Source organism: Streptomyces sp. NRRL F-5755, assembly GCF_001279365.1.
GTDB lineage: Bacteria > Actinomycetota > Actinomycetes > Streptomycetales > Streptomycetaceae > Streptomyces > Streptomyces rimosus.
On sequence record NZ_LGCW01000319.1, the window covers coordinates 1 to 17,945 of the forward strand.

Here is a 17,945-nt window from a genome sequence, read left to right on the forward strand (position 1 = left end):
CCCCCCCGCCGTCCGCCCCGCCACCCCCGATGTTTCACCCTCCCCCCTCCGGGCACCGAGGTGCGGCGGGAGGTGACGTGGTGGCCGAGGTGCTGCTCCTACTGGTGGCGTTGGCGCTCACGCTGGCCTGTGCCGTGTTCGTGGCGGCGGAGTTCTCGCTGACGACGGTCGAGCGCAGCGAGGTGGAGCGCGCGGCGGAGGCGGGGGAGCGGGGCGCCGAGGGGGTGCTGAGCGCGGTGCGCGCGCTCGCGTTCCAGCTGTCCGGCGCGCAACTGGGCATCACCGTCACCTCGCTCGTCATCGGCATGCTCGCGGAACCGTCGCTGGCTGCGCTGCTGCGCGGCCCGCTCGCGGCGGCCGGGCTGCCGGGCACGGTGGTGCCCGGCGTCGCGTCCGCGCTCGGGGTGGGCGTGTCCACCGTGGTGCTGATGGTCGTCGGCGAACTGGTGCCCAAGAACTGGGCGATCTCCCGGCCGCTGGCCGTGGCCCGGCTGGTGGCCGGCCCGCTGCGCGCCTTCAGCGCCGTCTTCGCGCCGTTCATCCGTCACCTGAACCGGTCCGCCAACCGGATCGTCCGGCGCTTCGGGCTGGAGCCCACCGAGGAACTGGCGTCCTCCCGCAGCCCGGCCGAGCTGGTCGCGCTCGCCCGGTACTCGGCCGAGGAGGGCGCCCTGCCCGCCGACTCGGCGGAACTGTTCGTACGGACCCTGCACCTGGGCGAGCTGACGGCCCAGAACGTCATGACGCCGCGGGTCGACGTGCTCGCCCTGGAGGCGCGGGCCACCGCCGCCGACGCGGCCACCCTCACCCTGGCCACCGGCCTGTCCCGCTTCCCCGTGTACCGGGGCGGCCTGGACGAGGTCATCGGCACCGTCCACATCCGCGACGTGCTCGCCCTCGACCCCGCGGAGCGGACCGCCACCACGGTCGCGGAGCTGGCCATCGACCCCCTGCGGGTGCCGGAGTCGCTGCCCGTCGACCGGCTGCTGGACCGGCTGCGCACCGTCCGGACGATGGCGGTGGTGATCGACGAGTACGGGGGTACGGCCGGGATCGTCACCCTGGAGGACATCGTCGAGGAGATGGTCGGCGACGTACGGGACGAGCACGACCCGGACGAGGGCCCTGACCTGCTGCGGACCGGGGCGCGGTCCTGGGAGGCGGACGGCGCCCTGCGCCTGGACGGGCTGGCGGGGATCGGCCTGGAGGCGCCCGACGGGCCGTACGAGACGCTGGCCGGACTGCTCGCGACCCGGCTGGGGCGGATTCCGGAGCCCGGCGACGAGGTGTGCGCCGGGGGCTGGCGGCTGACGGTGCTGGACGTGCGCAGACACCGGGCCGAGCGGGTACGGCTGACCGCGCCCGCCGGTGCGTCCTCGCCGGTGGCCCGGGCCGACGACGGCGGGAGGGAGCGGGCATGACGGTGGTTCAGCTGGCCGTCGCCGCGCTGACCTTGGTCAGCAACGCCTTCTTCGTCGGCGGCGAGTTCGCGATGATCTCCGTACGGCGCAGTCAGATCGAGCCGCGCGCCAAGGACGGGGACCGGCGGGCCGAACGGGTGCTGTGGGGTCTGGAACACCTCTCCGAGATGCTCGCCACCGCCCAACTGGGCGTCACCGCCTCCTCGTTGCTGCTGGGTGCGATGGCCGAGCCCGCCATCGCGCACCTCGCCGAGCCGCTGTTCACGGCGGTGCACGTCCCGCACGGACTGGTGCACCCGGTCGCGTTCGTCCTGGCGCTGGCCCTGGCCACGTACTTGCACATGCTCGTCGGGGAGATGGTCCCCAAGAACATTGCGCTGGCCGCGCCCGAACGTTCCGCGCTGCTGCTGGGGCCGCCGCTGGTGGCCCTCACCCGCGCGCTGCGCCCCGTCGTCGTGAGCATCAACGCCCTGGCCAACACGCTGCTACGGCTGGTCCGGATCGAGCCGGCGAACGAGGTCGCCGCCGCCTTCACGGACGAGGAACTCGCCCGTATCGTCCAGGACTCCCGGCACGCCGGGCTGCTCTCCGACACCGGCGGCGAGCGGCTGCGGGACGCGCTGGAACTGGGGCAGCGGCCGGTCGGCGATCTGCTCGTCCCGCTGTCGGAGATGGTCACCGTCGATCGGCATGTGACCCCGGACGAGCTGGAACGCACCGCGGCCCGCGCCGGGTTCTCCCGGCTGCCGGTGACCGGCCCGGCCGGTACGGTCCTCGGTTACCTGCACATCAAGGACACCCTCGGCGTCGTCGAGCGCGACCGGCCGTTCCCCCGGAAGGCGCTGCGCCCCGTGCCGCGCGTGCACCGCGACACCCCGCTGGACGACACCCTGACCACGATGCGGGCGGCCGGCACCCAGCTGGCCGCGGTCGGCGGCGAGCAGGGCGAGGTGCTCGGCTTCGTCACGATGACGGACGTACTGGGGGAGCTGGTGGGCCCGCCGGGCCCGGACCGGGCCCGGGGTGCGGCCCGAGGAGCGGATCAATGAGCGGTCGATGGGCGGATCGATGGGCGGATCGATGAGCGGATCGATGAGCGGAGCACGGTGGCGGAGCGGCGGCCGGGCGTCAGTCGGAGACCGCGGCCGAGGGCGAGGGGCAGGCGGGTTCGCAGGGCTCGCCGGGCCGCTCGGCGCTGGTGGCCGTGACGGCGGGCGGGGTGTGGGCGTGGTGCTGCCGGGGCAGGCTGGGCTCCAGCTCGACCAGGACGAGGGCGACGTCGTCGTCCTGGGCGCCGTGGGTGTGCCGGCACATCGTCGACAGCACGGCCTCGATCGCGTCGTTGAGATCGGGCAGCGAGCAGGCCGGCAGCAGGCCGGCCAGATCGATCATCGTGCCGTGCGGGTCCCGGGCCTCGGCGAGGCCGTCGGTGTAGAGCAGCAGCCGGTCGCCGGGGGACAGCTCCACCTCCTGGACGCGGGGCATCGGATACAGCCCGATGGGCGTGGTCGGCTCGGCCGGGGTGAGCAGGACGGGCGGGCCGGCGGCGGGCAGGTGCAGGGGCGGGTGGTGGCCGCAGTTGACCAGCCGCAGCCGCCCCGGGGATATCTCGGCGATCACGGCGGTGATGAAGTCCTCCGGGCCGAGGTCGTCGATCAGCCGCCGGTCGGTCTCCTCGACCACCTCGGCGAGGTTGCTGCGGGTGTAGGCGCAGTCGCGGAAGTGCCCTATGGCCGCCGCGGACAGGCGGACCGCCTCCAGGCCCTTGCCGCGTACGTCGCCGATCAGCACCCGCAGGCCGCTCGGGGTGTCGGCGAAGGCGTACAGATCGCCGCCGATGACGGCGCGCGGCGCGGCGGAGCGGTAGCGGGCGCACACCGAGGCGCCGCTGACCCGGAACGAGGTGGGCCGCAGGATCGCGCGCTGCGCGGCGGCCGCGACCCCGGCAAGCTGACTGTCCAGGGCCGCCTGCCGGTCGGAGGCCCAGGTCGCGTAGGCAGCGGCGGCGGCGAGCACGGTCAGGGACAGCAGCTGGTCGGTGCGGCTGAGGGTGTGTTCGTGTGCGGCGACGGCCACGCCCAGGAGCAGGGCGGCGAACGAGACCGCGGCGGTGCACGCTCCTTCGAGTCTGGTGGCGGCGACCAGCGGGCCGAACATCAGCAGCCCGGTCAGGCCGATGTCCGGTCCCAGCGCCAGGTCCCCGGCCGCGACCGCGGCTCCGGCCAGGGCCGTGAGCAGCAGCAGGGCGCCCTGTCGGACTTCGCGCATGTCCTCCCCTTTCCCCACGGCCGAGGCGGGCCCGCCTCGGCCGGCCGGCGCTCCCCGCATCGCGGTTACTGTACGTATTCATTTGCGAAGCGATCGCCCAGGCTCCCGTCGGCCCGTCGACCCTGGCGGATCGACACCCGAAGCGGCCTGTACACGGTTCTACCCACCTGCTGGCCAGGGAGAACCTACGGATCTGTCATATGGTCGGATCGATGTCGAACCGCAGGTGACCGGCCGTCCATGCCATCGAACACCGGCAATCTTCACTACACAGAGTAACGAAGTCGCGGTGTGTGAGAGTTCCCGTCGTGGGCTTCGACGCCGCTCCGGCGGAGGCCGGCGGGCGGGGCGGTGGGAACACCGGTTCGCCCCGAGCCGCACTCATCAGGGATGATGTCCTAGGAGCCGCTGCCTGACCGGTGCCGGTCCGTTGGCTGACTCCCCACCCGCCCGAGCAGTGAATCCGCAGGTGAGAGAGCCAGTATGAAGTTTCTGAACGATGCCAAGCCGCCGTACGACCTGACGTACGACGATGTGTTCATGGTGCCCGGCCGCTCCGCGGTCGGCTCCCGCCAGGGTGTGGACCTGGCCTCGCCGGACGGCACCGGCACGACCATCCCGCTGGTGGTCGCGAACATGACCGCCATCGCCGGCCGCCGGATGGCCGAGACCGTGGCCCGCCGCGGCGGCCTGGTCGTCATCCCGCAGGACATCCCCATCGAGGTCGTCACCGAGGTCGTCGGCTGGGTCAAGCGCCGTCACCTGGTCCTGGACACCCCGATCGTGCTGTCCCCGGTCTCCACCGTCGCGGACGCCCTGGCGCTGCTGCCCAAGCGGGCACACGGCGCCGGGATCGTCGTCGAGGGCGGCCGCCCCGTCGGCATCGTCACCGAGCACGACCTGACCGGCGTGGACCGCTTCACGCAGGTCGCCGAGGTGATGTCCAAGGACCTGCTGGTCCTGGACGCGGACATCGACCCGCGCGAGGCGTTCAACCGGCTCGACGCCGCCAACCGCAAGCTGGCCCCCGCGGTCGACGCGGACGGCATGCTGGCGGGCATCCTGACCCGCAAGGGCGCCCTCCGCGCGACGCTGTACAAGCCCGCGACGGACGCCGACGGCAAGCTGCGCATCGCCGCCGCCGTGGGCATCAACGGCGATGTGGCCGGCAAGGCGAAGGCCCTGCTGGCAGCCGGTGTGGACACGCTCGTGGTGGACACCGCGCACGGCCACCAGGAGTCGATGATCAGCGCGGTCAAGGCCGTACGGGCGCTGGACCCGCAGGTGCCGATCGTGGCCGGCAACATCGTCGCCGCCGACGGCGTGCGCGACCTCATCGAGGCCGGCGCGGACATCATCAAGGTCGGCGTGGGCCCGGGCGCCATGTGCACCACCCGCATGATGACCGGCGTGGGCCGCCCGCAGTTCTCCGCCGTCCTGGAGTGCGCCGCCGAGGCGAAGAAGTACGGCAAGCACGTCTGGGCGGACGGCGGCGTGCGCCACCCGCGCGACGTGGCGATGGCGCTGGCCGCCGGCGCCTCCAACGTCATGATCGGCTCCTGGTTCGCCGGTACGTACGAGTCGCCCGGCGACCTCCAGCACACCGCCGACGGGCGTCCGTACAAGGAGAGCTTCGGCATGGCCTCGGCGCGTGCGGTCCGCAACCGTACGAGTGAGGAATCGGCGTACGACCGGGCGCGCAAGGCGCTCTTCGAGGAGGGCATCTCCACCTCGAAGATGTTCGTCGACCCGGCCCGTCCCGGCGTCGAGGACCTGATCGACTCGATCATCGCGGGCGTCCGCAGCTCCTGCACGTACGCGGGCGCGGCCTCCCTGGAGGAGTTCGCGGAGAAGGCCGTCGTCGGCGTGCAGAGCGCCGCCGGCTATGCGGAGGGCAAGCCGCTGCACGCCAGCTGGAGCTGATCTCCCGCCGCCCCGAGACAGGGGAACACGGCCGTCCGGCCCCGCACCGATCGCCTCGGTGCGGGGCCGGACGCGTTTGTGCGGCGGGATGTGCGGGAACGTCCAACCGATGAGATTTGTCGTTTGTGTGCAACGAACGACCGCTCGCGGACCAGGTGCGCAACAAATGTTCACGGTTGCGCAAGGAACCTGCATTACGGCATCTCATAACCGCCCCGTACAGTCATGCGCTGTACGTGGAGTGGCGGGGACCGCCTGCTCGGCGGTCCCCCCTTCCTTGTCGCGGGTTGTTTCGTCGTACCCGCGCACGGGGCCCGCTGTCGGTCGTCCGCCACCTTGACCGGCAGTGATGAAGGAGCCACCCCTGTGTTGGAGCACGGCGCAGCCCCGCCCGCGGCGGGCAGCGACCCCCGGCCCCCCGTTCCCTCCGGGGGCCTCGGCGCCCGGCTGATGCGGCGCAAGCCCGTCGAACAGCTGGTGGCCGAGGGCGGCCAGGGCGAGGGCGGCACCCTCCGCCGCTCGATGGGCATGTGGCAGCTGACCATGATCAGCATCGGTGCCACGCTGGGCACCGGCATCTTCGTCGTCCTCGGCGACGCGGTGCCCAAGGCCGGCCCGGCCGTCATCATCTCGTTCGTCATCGCCGGCATCACCGCCCTGTTCTCCGCGCTGTCCTACGCGGAGCTGGCCGGCTCCATCCCGGTCTCCGGCTCCTCGTACTCCTACGCCTACGCGACCCTCGGCGAGCTGGTCGCCTGGGTCTGCGGCTGGTGCATGATCCTTGAGTACGGCGTCTCGGTCGCGGCCGTCGCGGTCGGCTGGGGCGAGTACCTCAACGAACTGCTGTCCGGCACCATCGGCGTCACCCTCCCCGAGGCGCTGTCCGCGCCGCCCGGCGGTGGCGGGATCTTCAACCTCCCGGCGCTGGTCGTCGTCATGCTGGCCATGGTCTTCCTGCTGGGCGGCGCCAAGGAGAGCGCCCGCGCCAACACGATCATGGTGGCCGTCAAGATCGTCGCACTGCTGCTGTTCTGCGGCGTCGCGGCCCAGGGCATCAGCTCCGGCAACTACGCCAACTTCATGCCGCTGGGCATCGCCGGCGTCAGCGGCGCCGGGGCCACGCTCTTCTTCTCGTACATCGGCTTCGACGCCGCCTCCACGGCGGGCGAGGAGGCCAAGAATCCGCAGCGGGACCTGCCGCGCGCGATCATGCTCTCGCTGATCATCGTCACCGCGCTGTACTGCCTGGTCGCCGCGGTGGCCGTGGGCGCCCGGTCCTGGAAGGGCTTCGAGGGCTCGGAGGCCGCGCTCGCCGGCATCATGAAGGAGGTCACCGGCCAGAGCTTCTGGGCCGTGCTGCTCGCCGCCGGTGCCGTCATCGCCATCGCCAGCGTCGTCCTGACGGTCCTCTACGGCCAGACCCGTGTCCTGTTCGCGATGTCCCGCGACGGCCTGGTGCCGAAGGTGTTCTCCAAGGTCCACCCGAAGACCGGCGTCCCGCGCGCCAACACCGTGATCGTCTCGCTGTTCTGCGGCATCCTGGCCGCCGCCGTCCCGCTCGGCCAGCTCACCGACGCCACCAGCATCGGCACGCTCTTCGCCTTCGCGCTGGTCAACGTCGCGGTGATCGTGCTGCGCTTCACCAAGCCGGACATGCCGCGCTCCTTCCGCACGCCGCTGGCGCCGGTCTTCCCCGCGATCGGCTTCCTGCTGTGCCTGTACATGATGAGCAGCCTCGGCCCGGTCACCTGGGTGGTCTTCGGTGTCTGGATGGTCGTCGGGCTCGTGGTCTACTTCGTCTACGGCATGCGCCGCTCCCGATTGGCCACCGCAGAGAAGTGATCCACCCGCAGTGCGACAGATGAACGAACTCGACCAGCGCATCGTCCATGCCCTGGCGGAGGACGCCCGCCGCTCCTACGCCGACATCGGGGCGGAGGTCGGACTCTCCGCCCCGGCGGTCAAACGCCGGGTGGACCGGCTGCGGACCGAGGGCGCCATCACCGGGTTCACCGTCCGGGTGGACCCGGCGGCGCTGGGCTGGGAGACCGAGGGGTTCATCGAGCTGTTCTGCCGCCGCAACACCTCGCCGGACGCCATCCACCGGGGTCTGGCGCGCTATCCGGAAGTGGCGTCCGCCTCCACCGTCACCGGTGAGGCGGACGCCATCGTCCAGGTCTTCGCCTCCGACATGCGCCACTTCGAACGGGTACTGGAACGCATCGCGGGCGAGCCGTTCGTCGAACGCACCAAGTCGGTGCTTGTTCTTTCGCCGCTGCTGCGGCGGTTCAGTTCGGGGTCGCCGGGGTGAGGGGGTGCCGGTTCCCGGAACCGGCGAACCGGCGCCGGCCGTCCCGGCCCCGGGTCCGGGCTCCCATGCCCGGCTCCCATGTCCGGGCCGGTGGGCAGCAGTGCCCGATCATGGCGGCATGACGCCGGCAGCCCGCGTTCCTCGACCGGTGGCACCCGGGCGGCGCCCCGATGCCCGCCCTCGACGAGACGCCCGGCGGCTGATCCCGTACGCGGTCCCGGCACGAAGTCCCGGTACGCGGCCCCCTCACCCCCGCCCGCTCCACCACGCCAGCACCCCGCCCAGCACGAGCAGGGCGCAGATGCCCAGGTTGACGAGCTTGTAGGAGAGGAAGACCGCGGCGAATTCGCGGATGGTGGCGCTGGGCCAGAAGTAGGCGGCGGTGGGGGCGCCGACGACCTGGCCGTTGATGCCGGCGTGGCGGGCCAGGATCGCGGCGCGCAGCACGTGGTAGTTGTTCGTGACGATCACACAGCGGTGGTCCGGCACCATACGGTCCATGATCTCCTTGCTGTACGCCAGGTTCTCCTCCGTCGTGCGGGACTGCTCCTCGCACAGGATGCGGTCCGCGGGGAAGCCGCGCTCGGTCAGATAGGCCGCCATCGCCCGGGACTCCGGGAGCTGTTCGTCCGGGCCCTGGCCGCCGGAGGTGAGCAGCAGCGGCGGGTTGCCGCGCCGCGCCTGGCGCTCGTACACGGCGCGGGCCCGCTCCAGCCGGTTGGCCAGCAGTGGCGGTACGCGCGTGCCGCCGATCAGCCCGGAGCCCAGCACCACCACGAAGTCCGCGTTGCGGCGCACCCGCAACCGTCCGTAGAGGAAGGCGTAGCCGACGAAGCACAGGAAGAGGAAGGAGACGTAGCCGAGCACCAGCAGGGTCGTGGCGGAGATCACGATCAGGGTGCGCGACCCGGTGGAGGCGGCCGTGATCAGCAGGGCGGTCACCGCGAAGATCCCCAGCCCGGCCAGCAGCGACAGCAGGTTCGCCAGGCTGCGGCCTTCCTTGCGGACCATCTTCACGCCGTTGAGGATCAGGAAGACGCCGAGGACGAGGACGCCGAGCGTGGGCAGCAGGAGGATGAGCACGGCGGCCGCGACGGCCGCCGGCGTCGGCAGTTGGCGCAGTTGTATGAGCAGGGCCGGGACGAGGAAGACGACGGTCAGGCCCAGGTGGACGGCGTTGCTGAAGCGGCGCCGGTCGCGCAGCACACCGACGAGGAACAGGACGAAGAAGAGGGCCGGCAGGGCGTACGCGAGCATGGCCACATCGTAAGGCGGGGCGATCATGGACCCGATGCCGATGCCGATGCCGATGCCGATGCCGATGCCGATGCCGATGCCGATGCCGATGCCGCGGGCACCGGCCGGTGTGCCCCAGTCCCCGCGGCAGGACGCGGTCAACTCACCGGAACGTCCCACGGCACGACCGTGAAGTCCCCGCGCTCCACCGTCTCGAACGGCGCCGAACTGACGCACTTGGGGAGATCCTTGGTGGCCGTCGGGTCGTTGGTGGACGCCCAGCTGTAGCCGAGCCGGTCGGCCCGGCCCGGTCCCCGGTCGTGCACGGAGAAGCCGACCCGCTTGCCCTTGAGGCCCGCCACGTCGGTCGCGGTGACGATGCCGCTGGCCACCGCGACCTTGCCACCGGTCACCAGGCAGTCGATACGGCCTTTCGCCCAGCCGCTCGTCGTCTTGCCGACGTGCCGGAACGCGAAGGTGCCACGCGCCTTGTCGGGCGTCTCGTCCCTGCGGAAGCGCGCGTCGAAGGAGAAGCGGACATCGTCGCCGTCGGCGCGGCGGAGCTTCGCGGACCCGGTCAGCCGCGGGTCGCCGGGCTGATGGGTGGCGCTCTGCGCGGCGGTGGCGCGCGGCACCGGGTGCGCCGCGTCGGGCGGGGGTACGGCGAGCGCGGAGCCGCCCGCCCCCGCGGCCAGCAGGACCGCGGCCGAGACGGCGACGATCCGGAGGTATCTGCGGGCGGTGGTGCGCGTGGGCTGGGTGCTGTGACGGCGGTCCGAACGGTTCATGACGGATCTTCCCCCGACAGAATCGTGAGCGTTCCCCCGGCCTCTCCGGGTGCCTCGTACGATGCCGTCCGGCCGTGTGCGCCACATCGGGCCCGGGAGCGACCCCCGTTCCGCCGCGCGGGGGACCGGCCTGCGACCGGAGGCGTACCGGGGGAGCGGACGCCGTCCGTCCGGCGGCACGGAACCTGCGGCACGGCCCGGAACGCCGGGCGCAACGAATCGCCGTATCAGCCGTACAACACGCAACGAAACAGCCATCGGCACGCAATGGTGACGCCTTGTACGGGCGGTTCGGCGGACCGTACCGTCTAGGCGTCCCGCCGATCGCCGGGCCACGGCCGCACCGCAACGGTGCCGGGCCGGCCGCCGTTCGTCCGCACGTGTCCTCCGAGGGGTCCCATGTCGTCGCTGCGCACCGCCCTGCTCCAGAGTTCGGGACGGCCCGGCGATGTCGCGCAGAACCTGCGGGCCGTCGAGGACGCCGCGCGCGAGGCGGCGGCGGGCGGTGCCGGGCTGCTCGTCTGCCCGGAGCTGTTCCTGACGGGCTACGCTATTGGTGAGGACCTGCACCGGCTCGCCGAGCCCGCCGACGGCCCGGCCGCCCGGACGGTGGCCCGAATAGCCGCCGAGCACGGCATCGCGGTGCTCTACGGCTATCCGGAGCGCGACGGCGCGACGGTCTACAACTCGGCACAGCTGATCGGCCCCGAAGGGCAGCCGCTGGCCAACTACCGCAAGACCCACCTCTTCGGCTGCTTCGAGCGCGAGTGGTTCACGCCGGGGGACGGCCCGGTCGTCCAGGCCGAGCTGGACGGTCTCCGGATCGGCCTGATGATCTGCTACGACGTGGAGTTCCCGGAGAACGTCCGCGCCCACGCGCTGGCCGGCACCGACCTGCTGCTGGTGCCCACCGCCCAGCTGCACCCCTTCCAGTTCGTCGCCGAATCGCTGATTCCGGTACGGGCCTTCGAGAGCCAGCTCTACATCGCCTACGTCAACCGGACGGGCCCGGAGGGCGAGTTCGAGTTCGTCGGGCTGAGCTGCCTGGCCGGGCCCGACGGCACCGTGCGCGCCCGCGCCGGACGCGGCGAGGAGCTGGTGTTCGGCGACGTGGACGCGGACCTGCTCAAGCGGTCGCGGGAGGACAATCCGTACCTCGCCGACCGGCGCCCCGGTCTCTACGGCTCGCTGACCTGACCGCGCCGCCTCTGACACCGGCCTGAAGAAAACCCCACAGCGGCGCCACCGCGCCGCCCCCACGCCTGCCCGCGCGCCCGCGCGCACCCACCCCCCTCAGCACCCGCTCGCAAGGAGTCCGTACCGATGACCGTGCCCACCGCCGCCCAGCACGCGGACGCCCAGCCGCCCATCACCATGTTCGGGCCGGACTTCCCGTACGCGTACGACGACTTCCTGGCCCACCCGGCGGGCCTCGGCCAGGTGCCCGCGACGGAGCACGGCAAGGAGGTCGCCGTCATCGGCGGCGGCCTGTCGGGGATCATCACGGCCTACGAGCTGATGAAGATGGGCCTCAAGCCCGTCGTCTACGAGGCGGACCAGATAGGCGGCCGGCTGCGCACCGTCGGCTTCGAGGGCTGCGACCCGGAGCTGACCGCCGAGATGGGCGCGATGCGCTTCCCGCCGTCCTCCACGGCGCTCCAGCACTACATCGACCTCGTCGGCCTGAAGACCAAGCCGTTCCCCAACCCGCTCGCGCCCGACACCCCCTCCACGGTCGTCGACCTCAAGGGCGAGACCCACTACGCGCGCACCGTCGAGGACCTGCCCGAGGTCTACCACCAGGTCATGGACGCCTGGAACGCCTGCCTGGAGGAGGGCGCGGACTTCTCCGACATGAACCGCGCCATCCGCGAGCGCGATGTGCCGCGCATCCGGGAGATCTGGTCGCGCCTGGTCGAGAAGCTCGACAACCAGACCTTCTACGGGTACCTCTGCGACTCCACCGCCTTCAAGTCCTTCCGGCACCGCGAGATCTTCGGCCAGGTCGGCTTCGGCACCGGCGGCTGGGACACCGACTTCCCCAACTCCATCCTGGAGATCCTGCGCGTCGTCTACACCGAGGCCGACGACCACCACCGCGGCATCGTCGGCGGCAGCCAGCAGCTGCCGCTGCGCCTGTGGGAGCGCGAGCCGGAGAAGCTCGTCCACTGGGCGCCGGGCACCTCGCTGTCCTCCCTGCACGACGGCACGCCGCGCCCGGCGGTCACCCGGCTGCACCGTACGGCCGGCAACCGCATCACCGTCACCGACGCCGACGGCGACATCCGTACGTACGAGGCGGCCGTCTTCACCGCGCAGTCCTGGATGCTGCTGTCGAAGATCGCCTGTGACGACGCGCTGTTCCCCATCGACCACTGGACGGCGATGGAGCGCACCCACTACATGGAGTCCTCCAAGCTGTTCGTGCCGGTCGACCGGCCGTTCTGGCTGGACAAGGCCGTCGACGACGAGGGCAACGAGACTGGCCGGGACGTGATGAGCATGACGCTCACCGACCGGATGACCCGCGGCACCTACCTGCTCGACGACGGCCCCGACAAGCCGGCCGTCATCTGCCTCTCCTACACGTGGTGCGACGACAGCCTCAAGTGGCTGCCGCTGAACGCCAACGACCGTATGGAGGTCATGCTCAAGTCGCTCTCGGAGATCTATCCGAAGGTCGACATCAGGAAGCACATCATCGGCAACCCGGTGACCGTCTCCTGGGAGAACGAGCCCTACTTCATGGGCGCGTTCAAGGCCAACCTGCCCGGCCACTATCGCTACCAGCGGCGGCTGTTCACCCACTTCATGCAGGACCGGCTGCCCGAGGACAAGCGCGGCCTCTTCCTCGCGGGCGACGACATCTCCTGGACGGCCGGCTGGGCCGAGGGCGCCGTGCAGACCGCGCTGAACGCGGTGTGGGGCGTGATGACCCACTTCGGCGGCAGCACGGACGCGGCCAACCCGGGCCCCGGTGACGTGTACGACGAGATCGCGCCGGTCGAGCTGCCGGAGGACTGACGGGAAACGGGTCCCGTACGGCATGCCGTACGGGACCCGGCGGAATCCGCGCCCCCTCAGCCCAGGGGCGTCAGCAGGCAGCGGCCGACCAGGCCCACGCCCGAGCCGAGCCGTTCGGTGAACTCCTCGGCCGTCTCCGGCAGGCCGCGCAGGCTCCACAGCACCCGGGCCGCCGCCCAGGCGCCGTCCCGGGCCATCTCCAGGCTCCAGGAACCGGCCAGGTGGGTGAGCGGGTCGGCGATGTCCAGCAGGTCGGGTCCGGGCATCAGGCTTTCCCGGATGCGCTCCTCCAGGCCCGTCAGGAGGTCGCCCACGCGGTCGAAGTCGGCGGCCAGCGCGCCCGGTTCGCACCCCAGGACACGGCAGGTGTCCACCACGGCCAGCGCCAGGTCGTGCCCGATGTGGGCGTTGATCCCGGCCAGCGCGAACTGCAGGGGCCGTACGCCCGGGTGGCGGCGCAGCTGGAACAGCGGGCGCCAGCAGGCCGGGACGGTCAGGCCGGCGCCGGCCGCGTCCACCGCGGCGAGATAGCGCCGGGCGAACACCGCGTCCAGCTCGCCCGCCGCCGCGGAGTCCTGGAAGCCGCCCGCGCCGAGGCGCCGGGCGATCTCCTCCGTGACGGACAGGTACACCCGGTTGAAGACCGCGATGCCGTCGGCGGGCGGAAGCGTGGCCTCCACTACGCGCATCCGGGCCAGGACCGCGGCCACGGGAGCCGGTGGCGCGGGAACGTGCTCGGCGGCCGGGCCCGGCCGGGCCGCGTCGGGGCACACCGCCGGGCCGCCCGGGGCCTGGTGAGTCGTCGTCATGCGCACAGCGTGACAGTCGGGTACCCACCGCAGAGGCGGCCCGGCGGCGGATGACCGGATCGGGGTAACCGGCGGCGCGCCCCCTTGTCCGTGCGCCGCCCGGCCGCTGATCACTGTTCAGCCACAACACCACCGCCGGTCGTTCAAACCGAATATTTTCAGCCTTCAAGCAGCGGCCCGATCCTGCCGAAGGGCCGCGGTGTCCCCGGAGGTTGAAGGATGTCCCGAAGACTCGTCGCCGCTCTGTCCGCCTCGGCCATGACCGTCACCGCGCTGGTGGCGGCCGCCGCTCCGGCCCAGGCCGTCCCCGCCGACAAGGCGAGGGTGCTGGCCGGCTGGACGCAGACCGACGCCGGCAGCTACAACGGCTGGCTCGCGGCCCGCGGCAACCAGGCGAAGTGGGCGGCGTACCAGTTCGACTGGAGCACCGACCACTGCTCCAAGTCGCCCGACAACCCCTTCGGCTTCCCCTTCGAGACGTCCTGCGCCCGCCACGACTTCGGCTACCGCAACCACAAGAAGGCCGGCACCTTCCCCGCGAACAAGCCGCGCCTGGACAGCGCGCTGTACGAGGACCTCAAGCGGGTCTGCGCCAAGTACACCGGCGCCAAGAAGACCTCGTGCGACGCGCTCGCGTGGACCTACTACGAGGCGGTCAAGAACCTCGGCTGATACGCCAGGCTCAGGCGGTCGTCCCCGGCTTCTTCGGCCCCGCCGGCTTCCGGGGCGCCGCCTCCTCGTCGTACGCGCTGGTCCCCTCGTCGAGCAGCGGTTCCTGCCCCTTGAGGTGCGCGGGGGCCAGCGCGCGCAGTACGTGGTAGCCGGAGAGCACCACGATCGTGCCGAGCGCGATGCCGCCCAGCTCGAAGTTGTCGCTGATCTTCAGGCTGACGCCGCCGATGCCGATGATGACGCCCGCGGCGACCGGCACCAGGTTCAGCGGATTGCGCAGGTCCACCTTGTTGTGCACCCAGATCTGCGCGCCGAGCAGGCCGATCATGCCGTACAGGATCACGGTGATGCCGCCCAGCACGCCGCCGGGGATCGCGGCCACCACCGCGCCGAACTTCGGGCACAGCCCGAAGAGCAGGGCGAAAGCGGCCGCCGCCCAGTAGGCCGCGGTGGAGTAGACGCGGGTCGCCGCCATCACGCCGATGTTCTCGGAGTACGTGGTGTTGGGCGGGCCGCCGAGCGCGGTGGAGAGCATCGAGCCCGCGCCGTCGGCGGAGATCGCGGTGCCCAGCTTGTCGTCGAGCGGATCGCCGGTCATCTCGCCGACCGCCTTGACGTGCCCGGCGTTCTCCGCGACCAGCGCGATCACCACGGGCAGCGCGACCAGGACGGCGGACCACTGGAAGGACGGAGCGTGGAAGGACGGCAGGCCGATCCACTCGGCCTTGCCGACGCCCGACAGGTCCAGGCGCCAGTGGTCGGTGATCTGCCCGGCGCCGTTCGCCGCGTGGATCTTGCCGAAGACCAGGTCGAACAGCCAGGAGATGCCGTACCCGAAGACCAGCCCCAGGAAGATCGCGATCCGCGACCAGAAGCCGCGCAGGCAGACCACGGCCAGACCGGTGAAGAGCATGGTCAGCAGTGCCACCCACTGGTCCTGCGGCCAGTACGTGCTGGCCGTCACCGGCGCCAGGTTGAAGCCGATGAGCATCACGACCGCGCCGGTGACCACCGGCGGCATCGCCGCGTGGATGATCCGCGCGCCGAACCGCTGGACCGCGAGGCCCACGAGGAAGAGCGCCGCGCCGACGACGAAGACCGCGCCGGTGACGGTGGCGCTGCTGCCGCCCTGCGCGCGGATGACGGCCGCGACGCCGACGAAGGACAGCGAGCAGCCGAGGTAGGACGGCACCCGGCCGCGGGTCGCCAGCAGGAAGATGACGGTCGAGACGCCCGACATCATGATGGCGAGGTTCGGGTCCAGGCCCATCAGGACGGGCGCGACGAAGCTGGCCCCGAACATGGCCACCACGTGCTGCGCGCCCAGGCCGGCGGTGCGCGGCCAGGACAGCCGTTCGTCCGGGCGGACGACGGCTCCGGGGGCGGGGGTGCGCCCGTCGCCGTGCACGGTCCAGCGCACACCGAGGCCCATGAGTGCTCCACTTCTTCACGTACGTCGCGGGGGGGATCGGCCGGACGGGGTGCCGGCCGGGCCATGTTAAGTCGGGATAAGGCCGCTCGCGGCCTGCGGACCGGCCCGTGGGACGGTGCTGCCCGCCCCGGCGGCCGGAGCATTTTAAGCAGCCGCTTACGATGGCCGGGTCCACTTCTTGAACAGTCAACAGCATCGGGCGGCGTCCGCCGTACCCGCGCCGCCGACCGCCGCAGAACCAGGAGCACCACCCCGTGAGCGTCGAAGCCCTTGAGGCCGCCCCCGCCGTCCCGTACGGACAGCTGGTCCCCGTCACCGTGCACTTCGACGACCTCGACGCGCTCGGCATGCTCCACAACTCCCGCTACCCGCTGCTCGTCGAGCGAGCCTGGGCCGAGTTCTGGCACGCCCGCGGCTTCGGCTTCGACGGGGACTGGGCGGCGGCCGGCGACATGTGCAACGTCATCAAGGAGATGAAGGTCTCGTACGAGCAGCCGGTCACCCGGCCCGGCTACTACGCCGCCCACCTGTGGGTCGAGCGCCTGGGCCGGACCGGCCTGACGTACGGCTTCCGGCTCTGCTCCGCGGACGGCGAGCAGACCTACGCGCGCGGCCACCGCGTCCTGGTGCGCGTCGACCCGCAGGCGCTGCGGCCCACGCCCTGGTCGGACCACGCCCGTGAGATAGCCGCCGAGCTGCTGCACCCGGAGGCGCAGGCCGCCTGAGCCGTTCCGGCTACGGCTTCAGGTCGCCGGCCGGTACCGCGTCGCGTCCCGCGGCGTCCCGGCCCGGCACCCGCAGCACCCCCGCGCCCAGGACCAGCCCGCAGGCCAGCGCCGTGACCAGCACGAACGAGCCGGTCAGCGAGGTGGCCTGGGCGATCGAGCCGATGGCGGACGGGGCGATCAGGCTGGAGGTGTACGTGACGGTGGCGACGCCCGCGATGGCCTGGCTGGGCGCCGGGCCGCTGCGTCCCGCCGCCGCGAACGCCAGCGGCACCACGACCGCGATGCCCAGTCCGATCAGCGCGAACCCGGTCACCGCCATCGCGGGGTGCCGGGCCAGCACGATCAGCAGGCCGCCCGCCGTCGCCAGCGCACCACTGGCCCGTACCGTGCGCACCGGCCCGAACCGGGCGACCACCGCGTCCCCCGCCAGCCGGGCCACCGCCATGGTGCAGGTCAGGGCGGTGGTCGAGGCCGCCGCCAGGCCCGGGTCGGTGCCCAGTACGTCACGCAGGTAGACCGCCGACCAGTCCAGGCTGGCGCCCTCCGCGAACACCGCGCAGAACCCGACCGCGCCGATGATCAGCGCGGACTTCGGGGGCAGCGCGAAGCGCGGCGGCGGGTGCTCGTCGGCGGCGCTGCGCAGGTCCAGCACGCCGCGGCAGGCCAGGGCGCCCAGCGTGGTGGAGACCAGCGCGGCGACGGCCAGGTGCAGCCGCGCGTCGGTGGCGGCGTGCGCCGCGGCCGTACCGGCCGCCGAGCCGAGCAGGGCGCCCACGCTCCACATGCCGTGCAGCCCCGACATGATCGGCTTGCCGAGCCGGTTCTCGGTCTCCACCCCCAGCGCGTTCATCGCCACGTCCGCCGTGCCGGAGGTCGCGCCGTACACGAGGAGGGCGCCGCACAGTCCGTACAGGTTGGGGGAGAGGGCGGGCAGGGCGAGGGAGAGCGTCCACAGGGCGAGCAGGAGGCGCAGTGCGGTGCGGGCGCCCAGGCGGTGGCTGATCCGGCCGGCCAGGGGCATCGCGAGGAACGCGCCGATCGCCGGGAAGGCGAGGGCCAGGCCCAGCTGGCCCGCGCCGATCCGGGCATGGTCCTGGATCCAGGGGACGCGGGTGGCGAAGCTGCCGGCCACCGACCCGTGCACGAGGAAGACCACGGCCACGGACCAGCGGGCGCGGCGCAGCCGGGCGGGGGTGAAGCGCTGTCCGGAGGGCGGTTCGGGGGGTGGGGCGGCCGCGGAAGCCGCGTCGGGAACGCCGGTGCCATCCATGCGCGTTAAATTATCAGGAACCCTGCCTGATAAAAAGAAGATTCCTCCGGCGCACCGTGCCGC

Annotated in this window: 15 protein-coding genes; 9 read left to right on the plus strand and 6 right to left on the minus strand. The window is 72.2% G+C overall.

From position 1 onward, the window contains the following. Positions 1-80: 80 nt before the first annotated feature. Both ADK86_RS38455 and ADK86_RS38460 read left to right on the plus strand, forming a co-directional pair. Positions 81-1,421, plus strand: coding sequence for a hemolysin family protein (locus ADK86_RS38455; protein WP_053700839.1), 1,341 nt, complete (start codon positions 81-83; stop codon positions 1,419-1,421). Continuing rightward, positions 1,418-2,470 carry a hemolysin family protein gene (locus ADK86_RS38460; protein WP_053700816.1) on the plus strand — a complete coding sequence of 351 codons (1,053 nt, stop codon included), beginning with the start codon at positions 1,418-1,420 and terminating at the stop codon, positions 2,468-2,470. The genes ADK86_RS38455 and ADK86_RS38460 overlap by 4 nt, the downstream gene beginning before the upstream one ends. 79 nt (positions 2,471-2,549) lie before the next feature. On the opposite strand, the gene ADK86_RS38465 is transcribed toward ADK86_RS38460, so the two are convergent. Further along, complete coding sequence (locus ADK86_RS38465; RefSeq protein WP_053700817.1) at positions 2,550-3,689, minus strand: PP2C family protein-serine/threonine phosphatase; 1,140 nt, start codon at positions 3,687-3,689, stop codon at positions 2,550-2,552. A 483-nt stretch (positions 3,690-4,172) separates the two neighbouring features. On the opposite strand from ADK86_RS38465, the gene ADK86_RS38470 reads away from it, so the two are divergent. The 3 genes from ADK86_RS38470 to ADK86_RS38480 all read left to right on the plus strand — a co-directional run bounded on the left by ADK86_RS38470 (position 4,173) and on the right by ADK86_RS38480 (position 7,923). Further along, a complete protein-coding gene (locus ADK86_RS38470; RefSeq protein WP_053700818.1) occupies positions 4,173-5,612 on the plus strand; it encodes a GuaB1 family IMP dehydrogenase-related protein in 1,440 nt (479 codons plus the stop codon). A gap of 366 nt (positions 5,613-5,978) precedes the next feature. Further along, positions 5,979-7,454, plus strand: a complete 1,476-nt coding sequence (locus tag ADK86_RS38475; RefSeq protein WP_053700819.1) for an amino acid permease — start codon at positions 5,979-5,981, stop codon at positions 7,452-7,454. 19 nt (positions 7,455-7,473) lie between these two features. Next, positions 7,474-7,923, plus strand: coding sequence for an Lrp/AsnC family transcriptional regulator (locus ADK86_RS38480; RefSeq protein ID WP_053700820.1), 450 nt, complete (start codon positions 7,474-7,476; stop codon positions 7,921-7,923). Between the two features lie 246 nt (positions 7,924-8,169). On the opposite strand, the gene ADK86_RS38485 is transcribed toward ADK86_RS38480, so the two are convergent. Both ADK86_RS38485 and ADK86_RS38490 read right to left on the minus strand, forming a co-directional pair. Beyond that, entirely contained in the window at positions 8,170-9,180 is a 1,011-nt protein-coding gene (locus ADK86_RS38485; protein WP_053700840.1) for a YdcF family protein, read from the minus strand. A 137-nt stretch (positions 9,181-9,317) separates the two neighbouring features. Beyond that, positions 9,318-9,947, minus strand: a complete 630-nt coding sequence (locus ADK86_RS38490) for a hypothetical protein (RefSeq protein ID WP_053700821.1) — start codon at positions 9,945-9,947, stop codon at positions 9,318-9,320. A 399-nt stretch (positions 9,948-10,346) separates the two neighbouring features. Between ADK86_RS38490 and ADK86_RS38495 the strand changes: the two genes are divergently transcribed. Both ADK86_RS38495 and ADK86_RS38500 read left to right on the plus strand, forming a co-directional pair. Further along, on the plus strand, positions 10,347-11,144 hold the full coding sequence (locus ADK86_RS38495; protein WP_053700822.1) for a carbon-nitrogen hydrolase family protein: 798 nt from the start codon (positions 10,347-10,349) through the stop codon (positions 11,142-11,144). A gap of 126 nt (positions 11,145-11,270) precedes the next feature. Then, positions 11,271-12,971, plus strand: coding sequence for a flavin monoamine oxidase family protein (locus tag ADK86_RS38500; RefSeq protein ID WP_030375148.1), 1,701 nt, complete (start codon positions 11,271-11,273; stop codon positions 12,969-12,971). 56 nt (positions 12,972-13,027) lie between these two features. Here ADK86_RS38500 and ADK86_RS38505 read toward each other — a convergent pair whose 3' ends face one another. Beyond that, positions 13,028-13,780, minus strand: coding sequence for a DUF5995 family protein (locus tag ADK86_RS38505; protein WP_267888836.1), 753 nt, complete (start codon positions 13,778-13,780; stop codon positions 13,028-13,030). Between the two features lie 219 nt (positions 13,781-13,999). Between ADK86_RS38505 and ADK86_RS38510 the strand changes: the two genes are divergently transcribed. Then, on the plus strand, positions 14,000-14,452 hold the full coding sequence (locus ADK86_RS38510) for a phospholipase (protein WP_053700824.1): 453 nt from the start codon (positions 14,000-14,002) through the stop codon (positions 14,450-14,452). Positions 14,453-14,462: 10 nt separating this feature from the next. On the opposite strand, the gene ADK86_RS38515 is transcribed toward ADK86_RS38510, so the two are convergent. Then, positions 14,463-15,884: a uracil-xanthine permease family protein gene (locus tag ADK86_RS38515; RefSeq protein ID WP_053700825.1), complete on the minus strand. Its 1,422-nt coding sequence runs from the start codon at positions 15,882-15,884 to the stop codon at positions 14,463-14,465. A gap of 254 nt (positions 15,885-16,138) precedes the next feature. Here ADK86_RS38515 and ADK86_RS38520 point away from each other — a divergent pair, with 254 nt between their 5' ends. Beyond that, the gene (locus ADK86_RS38520) at positions 16,139-16,609 is read left to right on the plus strand and encodes an acyl-CoA thioesterase (RefSeq protein WP_030375145.1); all 471 of its coding nucleotides are present in this window, start codon (positions 16,139-16,141) and stop codon (positions 16,607-16,609) included. A gap of 10 nt (positions 16,610-16,619) precedes the next feature. Here the strand turns inward: ADK86_RS38520 and ADK86_RS38525 are convergent, their stop codons facing one another. Next, positions 16,620-17,882 (minus strand): MFS transporter, encoded by a 1,263-nt coding sequence (locus ADK86_RS38525; protein WP_053700826.1) that lies wholly within the window; start codon positions 17,880-17,882, stop codon positions 16,620-16,622. Positions 17,883-17,945: the final 63 nt, after the last annotated feature.

Excerpts from the sequence above, each read along its gene's own strand:
- ADK86_RS38480 (WP_053700820.1), top strand. The coding sequence starts at position 7,474 with ATGAACGAACTCGACCAGCGCATCGTCCATGCCCTGGCGGAGGACGCC.
- ADK86_RS38500 (WP_030375148.1), top strand. The coding sequence starts at position 11,271 with ATGACCGTGCCCACCGCCGCCCAGCACGCGGACGCCCAGCCGCCCATC.
- ADK86_RS38495 (WP_053700822.1), top strand. The coding sequence starts at position 10,347 with ATGTCGTCGCTGCGCACCGCCCTGCTCCAGAGTTCGGGACGGCCCGGC.
- ADK86_RS38515 (WP_053700825.1), bottom strand. The coding sequence starts at position 15,884 with ATGGGCCTCGGTGTGCGCTGGACCGTGCACGGCGACGGGCGCACCCCC.
- ADK86_RS38525 (WP_053700826.1), bottom strand. The coding sequence starts at position 17,882 with ATGGATGGCACCGGCGTTCCCGACGCGGCTTCCGCGGCCGCCCCACCC.
- ADK86_RS38470 (WP_053700818.1), top strand. The coding sequence starts at position 4,173 with ATGAAGTTTCTGAACGATGCCAAGCCGCCGTACGACCTGACGTACGAC.
- ADK86_RS38510 (WP_053700824.1), top strand. The coding sequence starts at position 14,000 with ATGTCCCGAAGACTCGTCGCCGCTCTGTCCGCCTCGGCCATGACCGTC.
- ADK86_RS38460 (WP_053700816.1), top strand. The coding sequence starts at position 1,418 with ATGACGGTGGTTCAGCTGGCCGTCGCCGCGCTGACCTTGGTCAGCAAC.
- ADK86_RS38465 (WP_053700817.1), bottom strand. The coding sequence starts at position 3,689 with ATGCGCGAAGTCCGACAGGGCGCCCTGCTGCTGCTCACGGCCCTGGCC.
- ADK86_RS38505 (WP_267888836.1), bottom strand. The coding sequence starts at position 13,780 with ATGACGACGACTCACCAGGCCCCGGGCGGCCCGGCGGTGTGCCCCGAC.
- ADK86_RS38490 (WP_053700821.1), bottom strand. The coding sequence starts at position 9,947 with ATGAACCGTTCGGACCGCCGTCACAGCACCCAGCCCACGCGCACCACC.
- ADK86_RS38485 (WP_053700840.1), bottom strand. The coding sequence starts at position 9,180 with ATGCTCGCGTACGCCCTGCCGGCCCTCTTCTTCGTCCTGTTCCTCGTC.